We start from the raw sequence: 16,846 nt of genomic DNA on the forward strand, positions 1-16,846 counted from the left end.
ACCTTGTTCTACCCCGACAAGCATATGAAAAGCCGGCGAGAAGGGATGCCTTTTATCCTTGTTTGACGGATTGGCTTATGACCTCGAGGTGCTAGGTGCTTGTGCTAGCCAGTAAAAAAAGGAAAGCAAATTTGCTTTCCTTTTTTGAACACTATGATTTGTTTATCCCTTTATAGACTGGCTCAGCATTCTTAAGCTTTTCTACCTTTTCCTCAAATCCATTTTCAGCATTAATAAAGATTCGGTACGTATCATTATTTATTGTTCCTAAGAACTCATAGCAAAGGACATCTTGGTCTAGATCATTTGTTATGATCGCTAGACGATCTTCCATGATTTCAAGATTCGGGTTAATATGTTTCTTTGCTTCTTCTTTTGAAATTTTGGGTTTACCAGCTGTTTTTATCTTGCCAGCCATTAAATAATCTCTTGCTGTAAAACCGATAATGTTTCCATCATCAAGTGCTACTTTCATTTTAATGGAATCTGAATATACTCTGACTCCATTAATAGATGATACGAAATTAAATACACCTATGTTATCATATTGAGCACTTTCAAATAGCTCTAAGTTTTCAAATTTATTGTCTTTTAAAAATTTCTGAGCCCGGTTATATGCATCATTAAGACTGATTGCACTTTTTGCAACTTCACGGTTACGAATGACCCAAATTGGAGTTCCACCCTTTTTCGTAATATCCATGAACGTATTTACTTTTGATTTTGGATCATTAATTTCTAGACTATAAAACCCGTTTTGTGACCCCTCACCATTTTCGGTAACTTTCATTTCAATGTTCCCTTTTAACCCAAGGAACTTTTTTGCGAGTTCTTTTGCTTGTTGTTCATTTATTTCTGGGCCTTCTAAATTAGGAAATTTATTACCATCTTTCTTCGTAGTTGTAAGCGTGACACCAAACTCACTCTCAGAATAAGCAGCTACATTTTTTTCAACAGTTTTAAGACCATCAATGATGGTGTTATCAGCCTGTTTGTCACCTGAAGCTAGCGCTAATTCAACGTCCATCCAGCGAAGGTTATTCTCCATTACTAGATGTTGAACAGTCCTTAGTTCCTTTTGGATATCCTCTGAATTTTTATAGAGCTGTTGAAGCGTATTGTATTCCTTATCAGACAAAGGCTCTTTTGATAGGTCACGTACTGCTGTACGGTAACTAAAATCCCCGATATTACTTAGAAACTCTTCCGTTTTATTAAAAGGCATAAGAGACAATGGTAACTGTCCTACATCTGAATGTGCCTCGGACGTAAGTCTCCACACATCTGCAAGTGTTGGAGATAATGAACTTTGAGAATTCATTGCAAGTGTTGTTCCAATTTTGTCATGTAAAAGGTCTATATGATAGGTTAAATTATGAAACGCTCGTTGGTAGTTATTTTCTGCTTGTATTAGAATGGCATTTTTCTCTTGGTGCTCTTTATAGCCCCAATAGCCTGTTCCAATAACCCCTATAGTAAGTACTGTAATTAATATTCCTCTTAGCAATTGTCTCACCTTCCATTCTAATTACAGAATATGTGCTTTCCAATTCTCTTAATTTGTGGTCTACCCCAAATCCACTTACTTGTCGCTGTAGCTGGATTAAAGTAATAGGTCGCACCACCTGTAGGATCCCAACCATTTATCGCATCAATTACTGCTTTTTTTGCCTGTTCATTCGGCGTCAACCAAATTTGTCCATCCGCTACCGCTGTAAACGCAAGTGGTTCAAAAATAACACCAGATACTGTATCAGGAAAGGTCGGGCTATCCAGACGATTTAAAATTACTGCTGCAATTGCTACTTGTCCAACATAGGGCTCTCCACGAGCTTCTCCATAAACAGCATTCGCAAGGAGCTGAATATCATTTTGCGAAAATCCACCCGGCATATTTACTGCTGTAGGTCCTTGGGATTGAACCTCTTCCTGTTGTTGCACCTTTGCTTGTTGTTTTGCTGGTTGTTTCGCCGGTTGTTTCGGTTGAGCTTTAGGCTGTTGAGGCTGTCCAGCTTGTCCCTGCTTACTTTGTGGTTGTTTCGGCTGAGCTTGAGGCTGCTGTTGTGCTGGCGCTTTTGCCTTTGGTTGCGGTGCTTTGCCCTGGCCCGCCTGTGGGTTCTTTTGCTCCACTATAAATTGTTTTTCTATATCAGTACGCCTTGTTTCTGCCGCTGTTTTTGCTTTTTGGATACTCGCTTCAGATGGGGCGGATTGGATGCTCCATGGAACGCCTCCATAGTGAGTAAACTGATTCCCTTTACGCAAATTATCATATACAAATTGCTTATTATATTTTGTAAAGCGGTTTATCATGGCTTTCGTTTTGTCACCAACGAGCCCATCCACCTCTTCTAGCCCGAAAGCCTTTTGGAAGTTACGAACTGCCCAATACGTACTCCATCCATATACTCCATCAATCGTTCCGTGGTAATAACCGTTATACTGAAGTCTTGATTGCAATTCAATTACATCGTCACCTGTTGCACCTCGTTGAATAATCTGTTCTGAAAAAGCATGAACATTATAGTTAGTCCCACCAATGAACACACTGACAAACATGATAAGGACGATGGGGAACATCAAATATCTTTTGAAGCTCATGATCAATTACCTCCCTAACCATTTTCTATATATACTTACAAGTATTTTCTGTAGAGATTGGTATTTTATTCAGATTTTATATTTGATTAAAAATGAACATAAAAAAACCTGTCTAAGCGACAGGTTGTCTATAACCAAATACGCCTTGGCATATTTGCGCCAGATCTTTTCGAGCAAGTTCGAGCAACTTCCATTGAAAAATCGTGGCATCCGCCAGAGGCTATAAATTTATTCAGCAAAAGGGCTGACTTTTTATAAATTTATGGTTTTGCTATTTTTACTTTTCGTAATCCGAACCACCATAAAAACAACATAAATGGGATCATCATATAAATCCATTTTTTTAATGATAAAAGTATGTAATCGTATATCCCATGTAAGAGAAATGGAAATAAGAAGGATATCAAAATCCATTTTCTTTTTTCACTAGGAGTAAATTTAGCTTTTCCAAGATAAAACCCCATAATCACACCAAACAGAGCGTGACTTGATACTGGTAAAAGGGCTCGACCTACAGCTAAATGAACCCCATTCGCTAATAGGTAAAGAATATTTTCTAAAGTTGCAAATCCTAACGACAGCGCCGCACCATAGACTATTCCGTCATATTGTTCATCAAATTCAATATGCTGGTAAACGGTATAAAAAAGGATAAACCATTTAAAAAACTCTTCTAATAAAGCTACTTTTAAGAACGCCTGTGAAAAGCTGTGATTAAATACCTCTTCAACCCCTAAGACATATTGGATAAACATGATAGGAAATACCAATAAAGCGCCAAAAATGAAGATTCGAAAAACCATTAAAATGGGTTCTGCTTCATACTTATCTTTTAAATAAAAATAACTTAATAACGCAAGTCCAGGTGCTAGTCCTGCGGTTATGACCGCCACCATATAATTCCTCTTCTCCCTAATAATCAATTAATGTTTGAGTAACAGATACTTTTATCGTAACATGTAAATTGGTAAATGAAAATATGAACTATCCTGTTTATGGATAATTTTCCTATATAGAATTGAGGGAGTAACATTGAAAAAAATACTGATTATACACACAGGCGGAACAATCGCAATGACGGAGGACAAAAACACCGGTGCTGTACAGCAAAATCAACAAAACCCATTGCTACTTCAGACTGATGCATTGTCATCCATTGCTGATGTTAAGGTAGAGGATTTATTTCAATTGCCTTCTCCACATATTACTGAAAAGATTATGTTGAAACTAAAAGAAAAAATTGAAAAAAGTATCAAGGAAGATAGGATTGAGGGTGTGGTTATTACACATGGAACTGACACACTAGAGGAAACGGCTTATTTCCTTGATTTGACCGTTCAATCCGATATACCAATTGTTGTTACCGGAGCCATGAGATCAAGCAATGAAATTGGAGCAGATGGTCCTTACAATTTGATCTCAGCCGTACGGGTAGCAGCTTCCGATAGTGCAGTTGGGAAAGGAGTTCTAGTTGTCCTAAATGATGAAATACATTCAGCAAAGAACGTAACAAAAACTCATACAAGTAATATTGCTACATTCCAAAGCCCACAGTATGGTCCATTAGGAATTGTGAGTAAACGAGAGATAACATTTCACCATGTACCAACTGTTCGAGAAACATATGATATAGAAAATATCACAAAAAATGTTATCTTACTAAAAGCATACACGGGGATGGACGGGTCAATCATTCAAGCCATTCGCTCGTTACATCCAGATGGCTTAGTTATAGAAGCTCTCGGACAAGGTAATCTTCCTCCAACAATGGTACCAGAGTTAAAGAAGCTTATGGATAGCGGAATCCCTATTGTCTTAGTTTCCCGCTGTTTTAATGGGTATGTACAGGAGGTATACAACTATGAAGGCGGCGGACGCCAATTAAAAGATTTTGGTGTAATTTTCTCAAATGGTTTAAATGGCCAAAAGGCAAGACTCAAGCTTCTAGTCACTTTAGAAATCACAAATGATCATGATGAACTCCAAGAAATGTTTTACAAATAAGAAAAGGGCGCGAGTATGGTCGCCGGTGTCCGAAGTTCAGGTAGCTTCAGACTAGCGGTGGCTAAATTAACGCGATTGTGGCCGAAGTTTAGGCTTCTTCAGACAAACGATGGGTAAATCAGCGCAGGGGTGGCCGAAGTTTAGGCTTCTTCAGACTAACGGTGGCTTATTCAGCGAGATTGTGTCCGAAGTTCAGGTAGCTTCAGACTTGCGGTGGGTAAATCAGCGCGGGGGTGGCCGAAGTTTAGGCAGCTTCAGACTAGCCGTGGCTAAATTAACGCGATTGTGTCCGAAGTTTAGGCTTCTTCAGACAAACGTTGGGTAAATCAGCCAGGGTGGCCGAGATTTTAGCATCTTCAGAATTGCGCTGGCTTATTCAGCGAGATTGTGTCCGAAGTTCAGGTAGCTTCAGACTAGCGGTGGCTAAATTAACGCGATTGTGTCCGAAGTTTAGGCAACTTCAGACTTGCGCTTGCTAATTATCCACGGGGGTGGCCGAAGTTTAAGCAGCTTCAGACTAGCCGTGGCTAAATTAACGCGATTGCGTCCGAAGTTTAGGCTTCTTCAGACTAACGGTGGCTTATTCAGCGAGATTGTGTCCGAAGTTCAGGTAGCTTCAGACTTGCGGTGGCTAAATTAACGCGATTGTGTCCGAAGTTTAGGCAGCTTCAGACTAGCCGTGGCTAAATTAACGCGATTGTGTCCGAAGTTTAAGCATCTTCAGAATTGCGGTGGCTTATTCAGCGAGATTGTGTCCGAAGTTCAGGTAGCTTCAGACTTGCGGTGGGTAAATCAGCGCAAGGTTGTCCGAAGTTTAAGCATCTTCAGACTAACGGTGGCTTATTCAGCGAGATTGTGTCCGAAGTTCAGGTAGCTTCAGACTAGCGGGGGGTAAATCAGCGCGGGGGTGTCCGAAGTTTAGGCTTCTTCAGACTTGCGCTGGCTTATTCAGCGAGATTGTGTCCGAAGTTTAGGCTTCTTCAGACTAACGTTGGGTAAATCAGCGCAAGGTTGTCCGAAGTTTAAGCATCTTCAGACTTGCGCTGGCTTATTCACAACAGGTGTGGCCGAAGTTTAGGTAGCTTCAGACTTGCGCTGGCTAAATTAACGCGATTGTTTCCGAAGTTTAGGCTTCTTCAGACAAACGTTGGGTAAATCAGCGCAGGGGTGTCCGAAGTTTACGCATCTTCAGACTTGAGTTGGCTAATTCAACGCAGGGGTGTCCGAAGTTCAGGTAGCTTCAGACTTGCGGTGGCTAAATTAACGCGATTGTTTCCGAAGTTTAGGCTTCTTCAGACTAGCTCTGGCTAATTATCCACGGGGGTGCCCGAAGTTTAGTCATCTTCAGACTTGCCGTGGCTAAATTAACGCGATTATGTCCGAAGTTTAGGCATCTTCAGACTAGCATTGGCTAAACTATCACGAATATGTCCGAAGTTTAGGTTTCTTCAGACACACATTACCTAAATCGCCAAGGATTTGGCTGAAGTTTAGGTTTCTTCAGACTAGCGCTGGCTAATTCACCACGGGGGTGTCTGAAGTTCAGTAAATTCCTTTATATAGTAGGTTTACGTATTCAACAACACGCTGTTGGATCTCCAACAGCGTGTTAAAGTATATTTGAGGCAATTTTCAAGCATTTTAAGTGGCACATTTTGTTAAAACGGAACCAGATAACATCATACCTTTTTTCGCACACATGCTCACAGTATTACCTGCATCCCCACACCAAAATTACGAACTTCACCCAAAGATAATTTAAAAGCGTGAACTCGTATATGAATTCACGCTAAAAATGTATTGTATTTTATTGTTTTGTCCTAATTCGTAACCTTGTCGCCCCTAATTTCTTTCTACTATTGTTTTTGCAATTAAGTCTCCATGGAAACGTCCATTTTCGATGAATATTTCATTGGCATTATTACCTGCTGCAATGACACCGGAAATGAAAATTCCCTCCACATTTGTTTCCATCGAATCTGGGTTAAACAAAGGTCTGCCAGTTTCTTTATCAATTTCAACGTTCATTTTTTGCAGAAAACTGTGATCCGGATGGTAACCAGTCATTGCAAATACATAATCATTCTTAACTGTTTTTTTCTCATTCAAAACCTCATAAATAACGGCATCTGGGGTAATTTCAACGACATCTGAATTAAACTCCATGGTAATAATTCCATTTCGTACTAAGGCTTCAAATTCTGGTAAGATCCAAGGTTTAATGCTTGGAGAATATTCGGAACCACGATATAAGACTGTTACTCTTGCATCCGCATTTGCAAGTTCTAATGCTGCGTCCACGCTCGAGTTTTTTCCACCGATAACAACGACATCCTTATCAAAATATGGGTGCGGTTCTTTAAAATAATGAAACACCTTAGCTAGATCCTCACCTGGAACATTCATATAGTTTGGATTGTCATAATATCCAGTCGCTATAATGACGTATTTTGTTTGATATTTACCCTTTGAACTAGTGATCAGGAACTCTCCATTTTCTTGCTTCTGGACTTCTGCCACTTTTTCAAACGCATTGACTCTTATTTTCTTTCGTTTCGCTACTTCACGATAATAGGCCAAGGCCTGGTTTCTTTTTGGCTTTCGACCTTCAATAATAAATGGTACATCTCCAATTTCTAATTTCTCACTTGAACTAAAAAAAGTTTGATGTGTTGGATAATGGTATATTGCATTTACAATATTCCCCTTTTCAATCACTAATGGATCGATTCCAATATTTTGCAAGGCAATTGCTGCTGCCAGTCCACAAGGACCCCCACCAACTATGACGACTTCTTCCAATTGCATGTTTGTCACTCCTACTAGTCAAAAAAAAATCTCCTACCAGAATGATAGGAGTTTTTCCTTGTCTTTGCAAATAAAATGAATCAAATTCTGTGCAATTCCTGTGCAGTCTTTTAAGCCCGTCTCAAAATAGTTGTTAAATCCAGCCTCTGAAGCGAGAAGCTTCCGCCATTTTTCTTACCCCTACCATGTAGGCTGCAAGTCTCATGTCAACACGTCTATTCTGAGCAGTTGTATAAATGTTTTCAAAGGATTTGACCATTACTTTTTCAAGTTTTTCTTCCACTTCTTCTTCTGACCAGTAATAGCCTTGGTTATTTTGAACCCATTCAAAATAAGAAACGGTAACACCACCAGCACTTGCTAAAACATCAGGTACTAGCAGAATTCCTCTTTCAGTTAAAATTTGTGTTGCTTCAAGTGTAGTAGGTCCGTTTGCAGCTTCTACTACTATGCTCGCCTTTATATTATGGGCATTCTCTTCAGTAATCTGGTTTTCGATTGCAGCCGGAACAAGAATATCACAATCAAGCTCCAACAATTCCTTGTTGGTGATTGTATCATTAAATAACTTTGTAACAGTTCCGAAACTGTCTCGACGGTCTAATAGATAATCAATATCTAAACCATTTGGATCATATAAACCACCATATGCATCTGAAATACCAATTACCTTAGCACCGGCATCATGCATAAATTTTGATAAAAAGCTTCCTGCATTTCCGAAACCTTGTACAACAACGCGGGCACCTTCCAAATCAATGCCACGCTTTTTCGCCGCTTCACGAATACAAATTGTAACTCCTTTTGCAGTTGCAGACTCACGACCATGTGATCCACCTAACACAAGCGGTTTACCTGTAATAAATCCTGGTGAGTTAAATTCGTCTATGCGACTATACTCGTCCATCATCCAGGCCATGATTTGTGAATTGGTAAATACATCCGGCGCTGGAATATCCTTTGTAGGACCTACGATTTGACTGATTGCACGAACATATCCACGACTTAATCGTTCAAGCTCGCGGAATGACATATCTCTAGGATCACAAATGATTCCACCTTTTCCTCCACCATATGGTAAGTCAACGATACCACATTTCAAACTCATCCAAATCGAAAGCGCTTTAACTTCCTTTTCTGTAACATTAGGATGAAATCGAATCCCACCTTTTGTAGGGCCTACTGCATCGTTATGCTGTGCACGATAGCCTGTGAAAATCTTAACAGATCCATCATCCATTCTTACAGGAATTTTTACGGTCATCATCCGAATCGGCTCTTTTAATAGTTCATAAACTTCCTCAGGGTACCCTAATTTTTCTAATGCCTTATGTATAACTGTTTGTGTAGATTTGAGGACATCCATCTTTTCTTCATTATTCTGCCCTGAAATGTCCTTTTTGTTTTCGGCTACCATTTGTAAACCTCCCAAGATTTTTCCAATTCCATTAGAGGATGTTCAAAAAGCGCGGTGAACATGGCGAATCAAATTTCTCTTATTGTCCACCTTTCCAGTCACTAGTATACACCTTCCATATGTTTATGCAAGATGAAAAATGAAGAATCTTCATTTTTCTTTCAAAATTGTAAATGAGTTTACAATTTGAGATTTTATAGCTAACCATAAAAGAAAAACCCCTAATCTAGGTTAGAGGTCTTCCCTATTTTTTTATAAAATACTTGTAAATTTCTTTCATTGCATTTTCTTTAAAAAGTATTTTCCCATATTCATGTACCCGATATTTTGTAATAGTTGCAGGATTGCCAAACTCAGCTAAAATAGCAATGACGTTCTCAGTTTGGAGTGTCAAATTATCTTCAAGCAGTAAATAAAAATAGCCTTTAAATGAATATAATCTTCCACCATCTATTGATAAACTTTTTAATCTGGTTGAAAGTTGGATTACATCTTCAAATGAGTGAAACTCATAAAATATGTCTTTACTTTCATCAAGCGTAACCTGCATTTCAATATAATCTTCATCCATAAATTCTTCGTCTTCAAGGTCACCTACTGAATTAGTAACGATGATCACCATACCTTGAGCTTGTAAAGAATACACTTCTACAGCAATAGGACCATCGGCTTCAAAGCCTAATTCGATACTTGCTTCTTCGATCATATCTCGGAATAATTGGTGGACCTTAAGCGAATCCGACAAAAGATCATCTTTAGTGAGGCCACGATCAACCAGATCATCGAATGTTAGAAAAATCTTGATTTTATTATAAGTTAAGCGTTCGAGACGCATTAAAAAACCCTCCCTCACCATCACACCTACAGCAACCGTTTCTTTATTTTATGAAAGAATATAAATTATGTTCTAGGAATTAGCGTTGTTAGGACTTTTTTTGCAACGTCTATTCACTTTGTGATGATTGTAGGATAAGTAAATGTGTTTCAGGTGGTGCACCGAGCCTGAGTGGAACACCGGATGTTCCATATCCATTACTTACGAAAATGGTCGTTTCATTTTTGTGTTCTACCCCGCCTTTAGGATAAAGTCCAAATTTCCAAAACCGGATTTGTCCACCATGGGTGTGTCCAGATAATAGAAGACTTATCCCTTGTTCAGGTTGAAGTTCACTTTTAATTTCCGGATTATGGCTAACCAAAATTTTAAAATCCACGTCATCCCCTGCGTCTAGAAGAGCAAGGTCCAAACGACTTCTGCCTTCCCTCAAATCATCTATTCCTAAAAGAGCGAGCTTTTCTCCCTCACCCGTTTCAAAAAACATAGCTGTGTTATCAAGAATTTTAATTCCCATACTTAAAAGAAGAGAATCGAGTTCATGGTAATCAACTTCATAGTCGTTATTTCCCCATACAAAGTAAGTCGGCCCAACCATTTTTATTAATTGAAGGTTTTTCTCCACTCTTTCAAACGGTACTCCCTTTTCAGTTAAATCTCCTCCAATTATAACAATGTCTGCTTTCCCTTTTACCTCATTGATTATATTTTCTGAAACCTCTCTTCTGTGAATATCTGAAATGAAGAATATGGTAATCTTTCCAAAGCTTTTTGGAAAGTTCGTAAATGTAAGTGTATTCGTTATAACACGGTCCTTTCTTGCTTCACGCCACATATAGAAAAGGAGTATTATTCCAATTAAAAGTATACCGTAAAAAAATAGTATGGTCACGATTTTGCCCTACCTATCTAACAGCTTTTTACTTTAATTCATTCGGAGTTTGAACTTTGTCTGTATAAAGGTAAATCTACAGTAATGATACCATAAATAATGGAAAAGGCTATCAATAAAAAGGTTTGCCAAGGCCCAAATATAAATAAAATGAAATAGCCTCCTACTAAAGTTACAGGGTAGATTAATTGCATAAATGAAAAACGATTACCTTTAACCATGTGGTAAAAGTTTTCAATGACACCCTTAATTAACACTGAATGAGCTAAAAACCCAATAAAAAAACAAATCATTAAGATGACAAACAGGAACGGGTTTATGATAAAACTTGTCAACAATTGTGGTATTTCAATGATGGAAGTTCCTGATGTTAAAAAGATGATCATAAACCCGCAAAAAAATCCAATCACTTCATATAAAAATTTATACATACCCCCATCTCCTTCATATTAAGATTATGAAGAGAGCATGGAATAGATACAAATTTTCCTATTCCATGTTTAAAATAATTTCCTAGTCATTTTTTTATTTCTCCAGCCATAAAGTAAACTGATATCGTTTTGTATATCGACATCAAGGAGGTTGTTTCATGTTTACTACTAGGAAGGTCTATTACCCCTATATAAGCCCTTTTGACCCTTGCAAACCAATCATATGTAAAACCTACGTTACCCCTCCAAATCTATATATACCATTTCAACCAGCAAACCTACCACAATTCTCACCCAGGGAAGCATTATTTGCGGGTACGCTTTGGAAAGCCTTTTACGATCCGTATTTTGGGCCATATGAACCGAAAAGGGAGGCTGAGAGTAAATGAATCCTAAACAGATGCCCCCAGAGTATTATGCGTTATTAGAGGATTTACAGGCATTGGATTTTGTCTTAGTAGAACTCACCTTGTATCTAGATACCCATCCAAATGATTTTGAAGCGATCCAACAATTTAATACTGTTTCTCAGCAACGAAGAAAGATTGCAAAGGTTTATGAAGAAAGGTTTGGGCCATTAACTCAGTTTGGACGTTATAGCTATTCCAAATATCCCTGGAACTGGGACGACGAACCTTGGCCATGGCAGGTTTAACAAAATAATCTTTTGTTTAACAAGGGGAGGATTAACGTATGTGGATATATGAAAAAAAGCTACAGTATCCTGTCAAAGTAAGTACGTGTAACCCAGCTTTAGCTAAATTATTGATTGAACAATATGGCGGTGCTGACGGTGAGCTAGCCGCTGCATTACGTTATTTAAATCAACGTTACACCATACCAGGTAAAGTGATTGGATTGTTGAATGATATTGGAACTGAAGAATTTGCTCATTTAGAAATGATTGCGACAATGGTGTATAAACTTACAAAAGACGCAACCCCAGATCAGTTAAAAGCAGCTGGTCTTGCACCACACTACGTGAACCATGATTCCGCACTATTTTACAATAATGCTGCAGGCGTACCATTTACAGCATCATATATCCAAGCAAAAGGAGACCCAATTGCTGATTTATATGAAGATATTGCAGCTGAAGAAAAAGCAAGAGCCACCTATCAATGGATTATTAATATGAGTGATGATCCGGATTTAAATGATAGTCTTCGATTCCTTCGAGAACGTGAAATCATACATGCTCAACGATTTAGAGAAGCGGTTGAAATTCTTAAAGATGAAAGAGACAAAAAGAAATTTTTCTAAATGAGTAAATAGCTGAATGCTAAATTCAGCTATTTACTTTCATGATATAAATTCACATCATATTCTTTTTTCATCATTTCAAAAACCCTCTGGCGCTCACGCCATTGTACCGGTTCTTTCCACAAGTCCTTACTCTTATCAACAATTTCACATCGAATTGCATGATATTTATCTTCAGCTTCATCTTTCTTTTTATCAACATAGCGAATTCCACCATAAAGTCCACCGATGATAAATACAAACATAAAATATATGGAACCGTCGAGAAATATACTAATCATCAATTCGGTTGAATGGCTATAAGGAAGGACTATGGTTTTATACACATATACTAAAAAAACCGACGATAAAAAAAGTGCAATAAGCTTCATATAATAGGCTCTTGCCTTTAATTTTTCAAATTTTCTCTTTTTCTCAACCGAATGTTGAAGCATTTGCTTTGTTACATCATCCGTATATTCATTTAATTCCTTAATTTTTTCTTCTATTTTCAATCCCCCCAAACCATATACTTCTAGAATGACCTATTATAAAATATGTGCTTGTACATCTGGATATGTCTGCACAAAAAAAATAACGCGAAAACCTCGCGTTATTCATTCGTTTATTTTAATTGGAATTTCTAAGACTTGACCTTCAATAACGGTTTCACCATTTAAATTATTCCATCTTTTTATTAACTCTTCACCAGAGCGACTATTATAATATTTCATCGATATCCGGAATAATGTTTCATCGGCTTTTACCGTATGATATTTCACATTATAACGGTCCTTAGGCTGTTCTTGAACCGGTTGCTTTACCTCGTCTGTATTTGATTTATTTGCTTCAACCTTTTGAACCGCTTCTTCTTTAGTTTCCTCTTGGTTGTTGACTTCTGATTGTTTTGCTTCGTTTGGTTCAACCGTTTTTTGTTCTTGTTCAGCTGGTTCTTGTTCTGTCTCTATTTCTTCAGTTGGTGTTTCTTCCTCATCATTTTCAGGATTACGAAAGGCATCTTCTTTATCTTCATAGCTGATACTTTCAAAATTTGCACTCTTTTTTAGCGGACTTGCCTCCAGTTTTTCAGGATTCGTATTAAATTTATAGCTGAGAATTGCAATAGGAAGTAAAATAAATAATAGAGCTAATAAACGAATAATCGGATATTTAATCTTAAATTTTGTTTTCTTTTTCTTTTTATTATGAATTTCACTTCGAGATGGTAAAGTCGAAGTTCTTCTTCGTTTATTAACTGACGTTTCTTCTCCTTCAGGATGCTTCATGACGATACCCCCTCTTTTTGATCACGCAAATAATCTTTTCTAAGCTTTACTGCTAAAATAAAATCAATCCAAAAATGAGCATAAACGGTAATCCAAAGATTTGCATAGACCTCATAGATATATCCTAATAGAAAGCTTAAAAGAACTACAGATGTCAATAGAACCCACTTATGTAAATAACGGACATGTAATAAAGCAAATATCATACTAGCTATAACCAGTCCAAAATGGGTTTGAATGACACCTCTAAATAAAATCTCTTCCGCAAAGGAAATCAATAGGCATAAAATAAAAATATGTGGAATACTTCTTGTTTGAAAGATTCTCTCATTAATACCGCCATCATCGTACATTGCCTCCGGAAGCCATTTTACAAGCAAAAAATCTATAATTACAACAGATACTGCAAATCCAGAACCAACAAGGAGAATATTCCAATCCTTCCAATTCCAAAGTTCCATAAATGATGACCAATGATCAAATAGGAAAAACCCAAGCACTAGAGACAAAATTAAAAGAATTGCTTGTGTTAGATAAAGGTGAAAAACTATTTCTTTATCTGGTAAGTTTTTGATAATATCAGCTTGGCGCCTACTCATAATTTTCACCCATTTCTATGGAAGATACGATGCAATTCTTGTCTCCAAGATGGTAGCTCCCACCCACTTACTTCTTTACCGCTTCGTTTGTACAGTTCTAAGTCAATTCCGCATAAATCACAGCAAGATGATGGTCTCATTTTTAGGCTTTCATCGAAGTAAGATAAAATAGCTTCCCTTCGACATCCCTGAGTCTCTAACCATCTCTCCATCAGTTTAAGTTTGCTGTACTTGTATGAATATCGTTTATTTGCAGCTTCCTCTATAATTTCAACTTTCTGCTGAGTGTTGAGTTCGTACTCCATACCATCATCTATTTCCAGGTAAAATTGAATAAATCGCCATTGAACTTCAGACACACCGAATGTTGAATAAAAATACTCTTCAACCGATTTTGTATTTGTAAATTTCCCTTTTGATTGTATCTCATTATTAATGTATTCGATTATTTGATGAGTTTGTTCTTTCGTTGGAAACTCATATTTAAGTAAGACTTCAGGTATTTCTCTGTCAAGTTCACTATGAAGTAGTATTGCAATACTTGATTTTCCGTCCCTGCCAGCACGCCCCATTTCCTGTAAATATGCCTCTACTTGTGAAGGGTAATGGAAGTGAATGACAAATCGGATATCAGACTTATTCACACCCATCCCAAATGCATTTGTGCAACAAATAATGGATAGTTGATTATTTAAAAATTGCTCCTGGATCAACATTCTTTTTTCCTGTTCCATTCCACCATGATAATAAGCAACTCGGTCAAAGCCTTCATCTTTTAAAAATTGGGCAATATTTTCGGCCCATAGTCGACTTGAAAAATAAATAATTCCTGGCCCTTGCAAATCTTTTAGATAATTCAAGAGCAAATCTTTCTTTTCCTCCATCGAATTAACCTTTTTCACCATTATTGCAATATTTGGTCGATCGATCGAGTGGATGTGCATTTTCGGGTCATTCAATTTTAATGTCCTGCTAATATCCCCTAGAACCTCTTTTGTAGCTGTAGCGGTTAACGCTAAACAAGGTGGGGAACCGATTTCACGGCGAATCTCGCCCAATCGGGAATAGTCTGGACGAAAATCATGTCCCCATTGCGAGATACAATGTGCTTCATCCACCACAAACATAGAAAAACGAATTTCTTTTAATCGATTTAATATAAATTTTGACTGGAGAATTTCTGGGGAGGCAAAAATATATTTATAGTTGTGCAAACTCGAAATAACCTTACGTTTTCTTTCGATCGATAAAAAACTGTTAAGGGCAATTACCCTTTTTTCACCCATTTTTTTTATTTGAAGAACCTGATCTTCCATAAGTGCAACAAGTGGTGAAATGATAAGTACACTACCATCGAGAATTTGAGCAGGAAGCTGATAACACAGTGATTTCCCTCCACCAGTTGGTAAGAGGGCCATGACATCATGTTCAGCTAAAATATCTTCTATAATTTCCTTTTGCCCTTCTCGGAACGTAGAATGATTAAATTTTTCTTTTAAAACTAAATTAAGATCCATGTTTACCACCAAATCTTGCAAGGACTAGCCTAATTTCAAAATACGAGATGTCAATTGACAATTTTTCCTTTAAAGGTCGTAATTGCTTTACATTTAATGTCTTATATACAGATAAAATCTGCTGCTGATGCTCGTGAGTAACGAAACGGTCAATTGAAAAATCAGGTTTTTGATGTGTAACTTCTACAATATGATCTTCAATTGTATTCCGTTTTAGATTTCGAATGATTCCAATTTCATCGATTGTTTTACCCTGTAATAGCAATTGATACGTTTTCTTTGTTGAAACTGTTAGCAATACTTCCTCTTGATGATTAGCCTCGATCATAGAACCTAGAAGAGGGAAACTGTGCCTATTCATTTCAAGATGATGAATGATTGTATGTAAGGTATGTAAAAAGAGAACCTGGCACCATATTTCATCCTCACCAAGTAAAGAACTAATCTGATCGATAGTATAGCCAATTCTCGCTGAACTGGTCAGCCTCATGACAAAAATAGTTGATTCAAGCTCTGTGACCATTTCAAGGACCGACAAAACCTCATTGTAAATGGCTTCTGATAATGTAAATCGAGTATGTCCATACTTAATTAAGAATCCTTTTACCCAGTCAACAATTGAATCCTCTTGTTGGATAGGAGTATACTGTTTTTTCCCATTTACTAAATTCGACAATACCTGCGTTAACAATGAAAGCCTACGCCATAGTAAGATGGATTGTTCATTGTGCTTCCAACCATTTAAATGGGGAGGAATCGGTTTGTTTTCAAATTCCTTTTTTAATACACGTTCACCTAGAGATGTAATGGTAAATTTATTACTTGAAGCTGTTATTTCTTCAATTAGAGCATGTTCACGAAGGATTTGTATTTCCTTCTCAACCTGTTCCCTTCCGATCGGCCTTAGAATACCGAATAAAGGAGTGAGACCAAATAAATTCGCATCCCCAATCGTTTGGGAGGATTTTTTACCGTTCAACAAGTGATGAATCCCATAAACAGTGCGTTCACCATCTAGTTTATGCAAACTATACAAGATTAAGATTGAACGATAAGTAATGTTCACGGTTTCTCCCCCCCTTTAAACGACGAAATAGATGGAAAATTGTCGAACGAATGTTACTATTATTTTATCAAATAATAACGAAAAGTGGGATGTTTTCGTGTGGAATTATGAACATGCTTGTCAAACGAGAAAAACCCCTTTAGAATAA

The 16,846-nt window shown here is 37.4% G+C and carries 17 protein-coding genes; 4 read left to right on the top strand and 13 right to left on the bottom strand.

The features are described 5' to 3' along the window. Positions 1-151: 151 nt before the first annotated feature. The 3 genes from ypeB to prsW all read right to left on the bottom strand — a co-directional run bounded on the left by ypeB (position 152) and on the right by prsW (position 3,497). A complete protein-coding gene (gene ypeB, locus ACR65M_RS03210) occupies positions 152-1,507 on the bottom strand; it encodes a germination protein YpeB (RefSeq protein ID WP_341331025.1) in 1,356 nt (451 codons plus the stop codon). A gap of 17 nt (positions 1,508-1,524) precedes the next feature. Next, positions 1,525-2,559 carry a spore cortex-lytic enzyme gene (gene sleB / locus ACR65M_RS03215; protein ID WP_341333525.1) on the bottom strand — a complete coding sequence of 345 codons (1,035 nt, stop codon included), beginning with the start codon at positions 2,557-2,559 and terminating at the stop codon, positions 1,525-1,527. 302 nt (positions 2,560-2,861) lie between these two features. Beyond that, positions 2,862-3,497 carry a glutamic-type intramembrane protease PrsW gene (gene prsW / locus ACR65M_RS03220; protein WP_341331024.1) on the bottom strand — a complete coding sequence of 212 codons (636 nt, stop codon included), beginning with the start codon at positions 3,495-3,497 and terminating at the stop codon, positions 2,862-2,864. Between the two features lie 136 nt (positions 3,498-3,633). On the opposite strand from prsW, the gene ACR65M_RS03225 reads away from it, so the two are divergent. Next, positions 3,634-4,605, top strand: coding sequence for an asparaginase (locus ACR65M_RS03225; RefSeq protein ID WP_341331023.1), 972 nt, complete (start codon positions 3,634-3,636; stop codon positions 4,603-4,605). Positions 4,606-6,447: 1,842 nt separating this feature from the next. Here ACR65M_RS03225 and ACR65M_RS03230 read toward each other — a convergent pair. From ACR65M_RS03230 to ACR65M_RS03250, 5 genes are all read right to left on the bottom strand, one after another. Beyond that, the gene (locus tag ACR65M_RS03230) at positions 6,448-7,413 is read right to left on the bottom strand and encodes a YpdA family putative bacillithiol disulfide reductase (protein ID WP_440272525.1); all 966 of its coding nucleotides are present in this window, start codon (positions 7,411-7,413) and stop codon (positions 6,448-6,450) included. 133 nt (positions 7,414-7,546) lie between these two features. Beyond that, positions 7,547-8,830, bottom strand: coding sequence for a Glu/Leu/Phe/Val family dehydrogenase (locus ACR65M_RS03235; RefSeq protein ID WP_341331021.1), 1,284 nt, complete (start codon positions 8,828-8,830; stop codon positions 7,547-7,549). A 244-nt stretch (positions 8,831-9,074) separates the two neighbouring features. Continuing rightward, entirely contained in the window at positions 9,075-9,665 is a 591-nt protein-coding gene (locus ACR65M_RS03240) for a genetic competence negative regulator (RefSeq protein ID WP_341331020.1), read from the bottom strand. Positions 9,666-9,774: 109 nt separating this feature from the next. After that, complete coding sequence (locus tag ACR65M_RS03245) at positions 9,775-10,551, bottom strand: metallophosphoesterase (RefSeq protein ID WP_341333524.1); 777 nt, start codon at positions 10,549-10,551, stop codon at positions 9,775-9,777. A 44-nt stretch (positions 10,552-10,595) separates the two neighbouring features. After that, positions 10,596-10,988, bottom strand: a complete 393-nt coding sequence (locus tag ACR65M_RS03250; protein ID WP_341331019.1) for a hypothetical protein — start codon at positions 10,986-10,988, stop codon at positions 10,596-10,598. A gap of 158 nt (positions 10,989-11,146) precedes the next feature. Between ACR65M_RS03250 and ACR65M_RS03255 the strand changes: the two genes are divergently transcribed. Genes ACR65M_RS03255 through ACR65M_RS03265 form a run of 3 tightly spaced genes read left to right on the top strand, consistent with a single transcriptional unit; the run spans position 11,147 to position 12,251 of the window. Continuing rightward, positions 11,147-11,377, top strand: a complete 231-nt coding sequence (locus tag ACR65M_RS03255; RefSeq protein ID WP_341331018.1) for a spore coat associated protein CotJA — start codon at positions 11,147-11,149, stop codon at positions 11,375-11,377. Further along, complete coding sequence (locus ACR65M_RS03260; protein ID WP_341331017.1) at positions 11,374-11,643, top strand: spore coat protein CotJB; 270 nt, start codon at positions 11,374-11,376, stop codon at positions 11,641-11,643. The genes ACR65M_RS03255 and ACR65M_RS03260 overlap by 4 nt, the downstream gene beginning before the upstream one ends. A 38-nt stretch (positions 11,644-11,681) precedes the next feature. Next, complete coding sequence (locus tag ACR65M_RS03265) at positions 11,682-12,251, top strand: manganese catalase family protein (RefSeq protein ID WP_341331016.1); 570 nt, start codon at positions 11,682-11,684, stop codon at positions 12,249-12,251. A 29-nt stretch (positions 12,252-12,280) separates the two neighbouring features. Here the strand turns inward: ACR65M_RS03265 and ACR65M_RS03270 are convergent, their stop codons facing one another. The 5 genes from ACR65M_RS03270 to ACR65M_RS03290 form a co-directional block, all read right to left on the bottom strand. Next, the gene (locus ACR65M_RS03270; protein WP_341331015.1) at positions 12,281-12,745 is read right to left on the bottom strand and encodes a YpbF family protein; all 465 of its coding nucleotides are present in this window, start codon (positions 12,743-12,745) and stop codon (positions 12,281-12,283) included. Positions 12,746-12,847: 102 nt separating this feature from the next. Beyond that, a complete protein-coding gene (locus ACR65M_RS03275; RefSeq protein WP_341331014.1) occupies positions 12,848-13,516 on the bottom strand; it encodes a LysM peptidoglycan-binding domain-containing protein in 669 nt (222 codons plus the stop codon). After that, entirely contained in the window at positions 13,513-14,115 is a 603-nt protein-coding gene (locus ACR65M_RS03280) for a CPBP family intramembrane glutamic endopeptidase (RefSeq protein WP_341331013.1), read from the bottom strand. The genes ACR65M_RS03275 and ACR65M_RS03280 overlap by 4 nt, the downstream gene beginning before the upstream one ends. 5 nt (positions 14,116-14,120) lie before the next feature. Continuing rightward, entirely contained in the window at positions 14,121-15,632 is a 1,512-nt protein-coding gene (locus ACR65M_RS03285) for a RecQ family ATP-dependent DNA helicase (RefSeq protein WP_341331012.1), read from the bottom strand. Continuing rightward, positions 15,622-16,698 carry a YpbB family protein gene (locus tag ACR65M_RS03290; protein WP_341331011.1) on the bottom strand — a complete coding sequence of 359 codons (1,077 nt, stop codon included), beginning with the start codon at positions 16,696-16,698 and terminating at the stop codon, positions 15,622-15,624. The genes ACR65M_RS03285 and ACR65M_RS03290 overlap by 11 nt, the downstream gene beginning before the upstream one ends. Positions 16,699-16,846 lie beyond the last annotated feature (148 nt).

It is taken from the genome of Ferdinandcohnia sp. SAFN-114 (assembly GCF_059415045.1).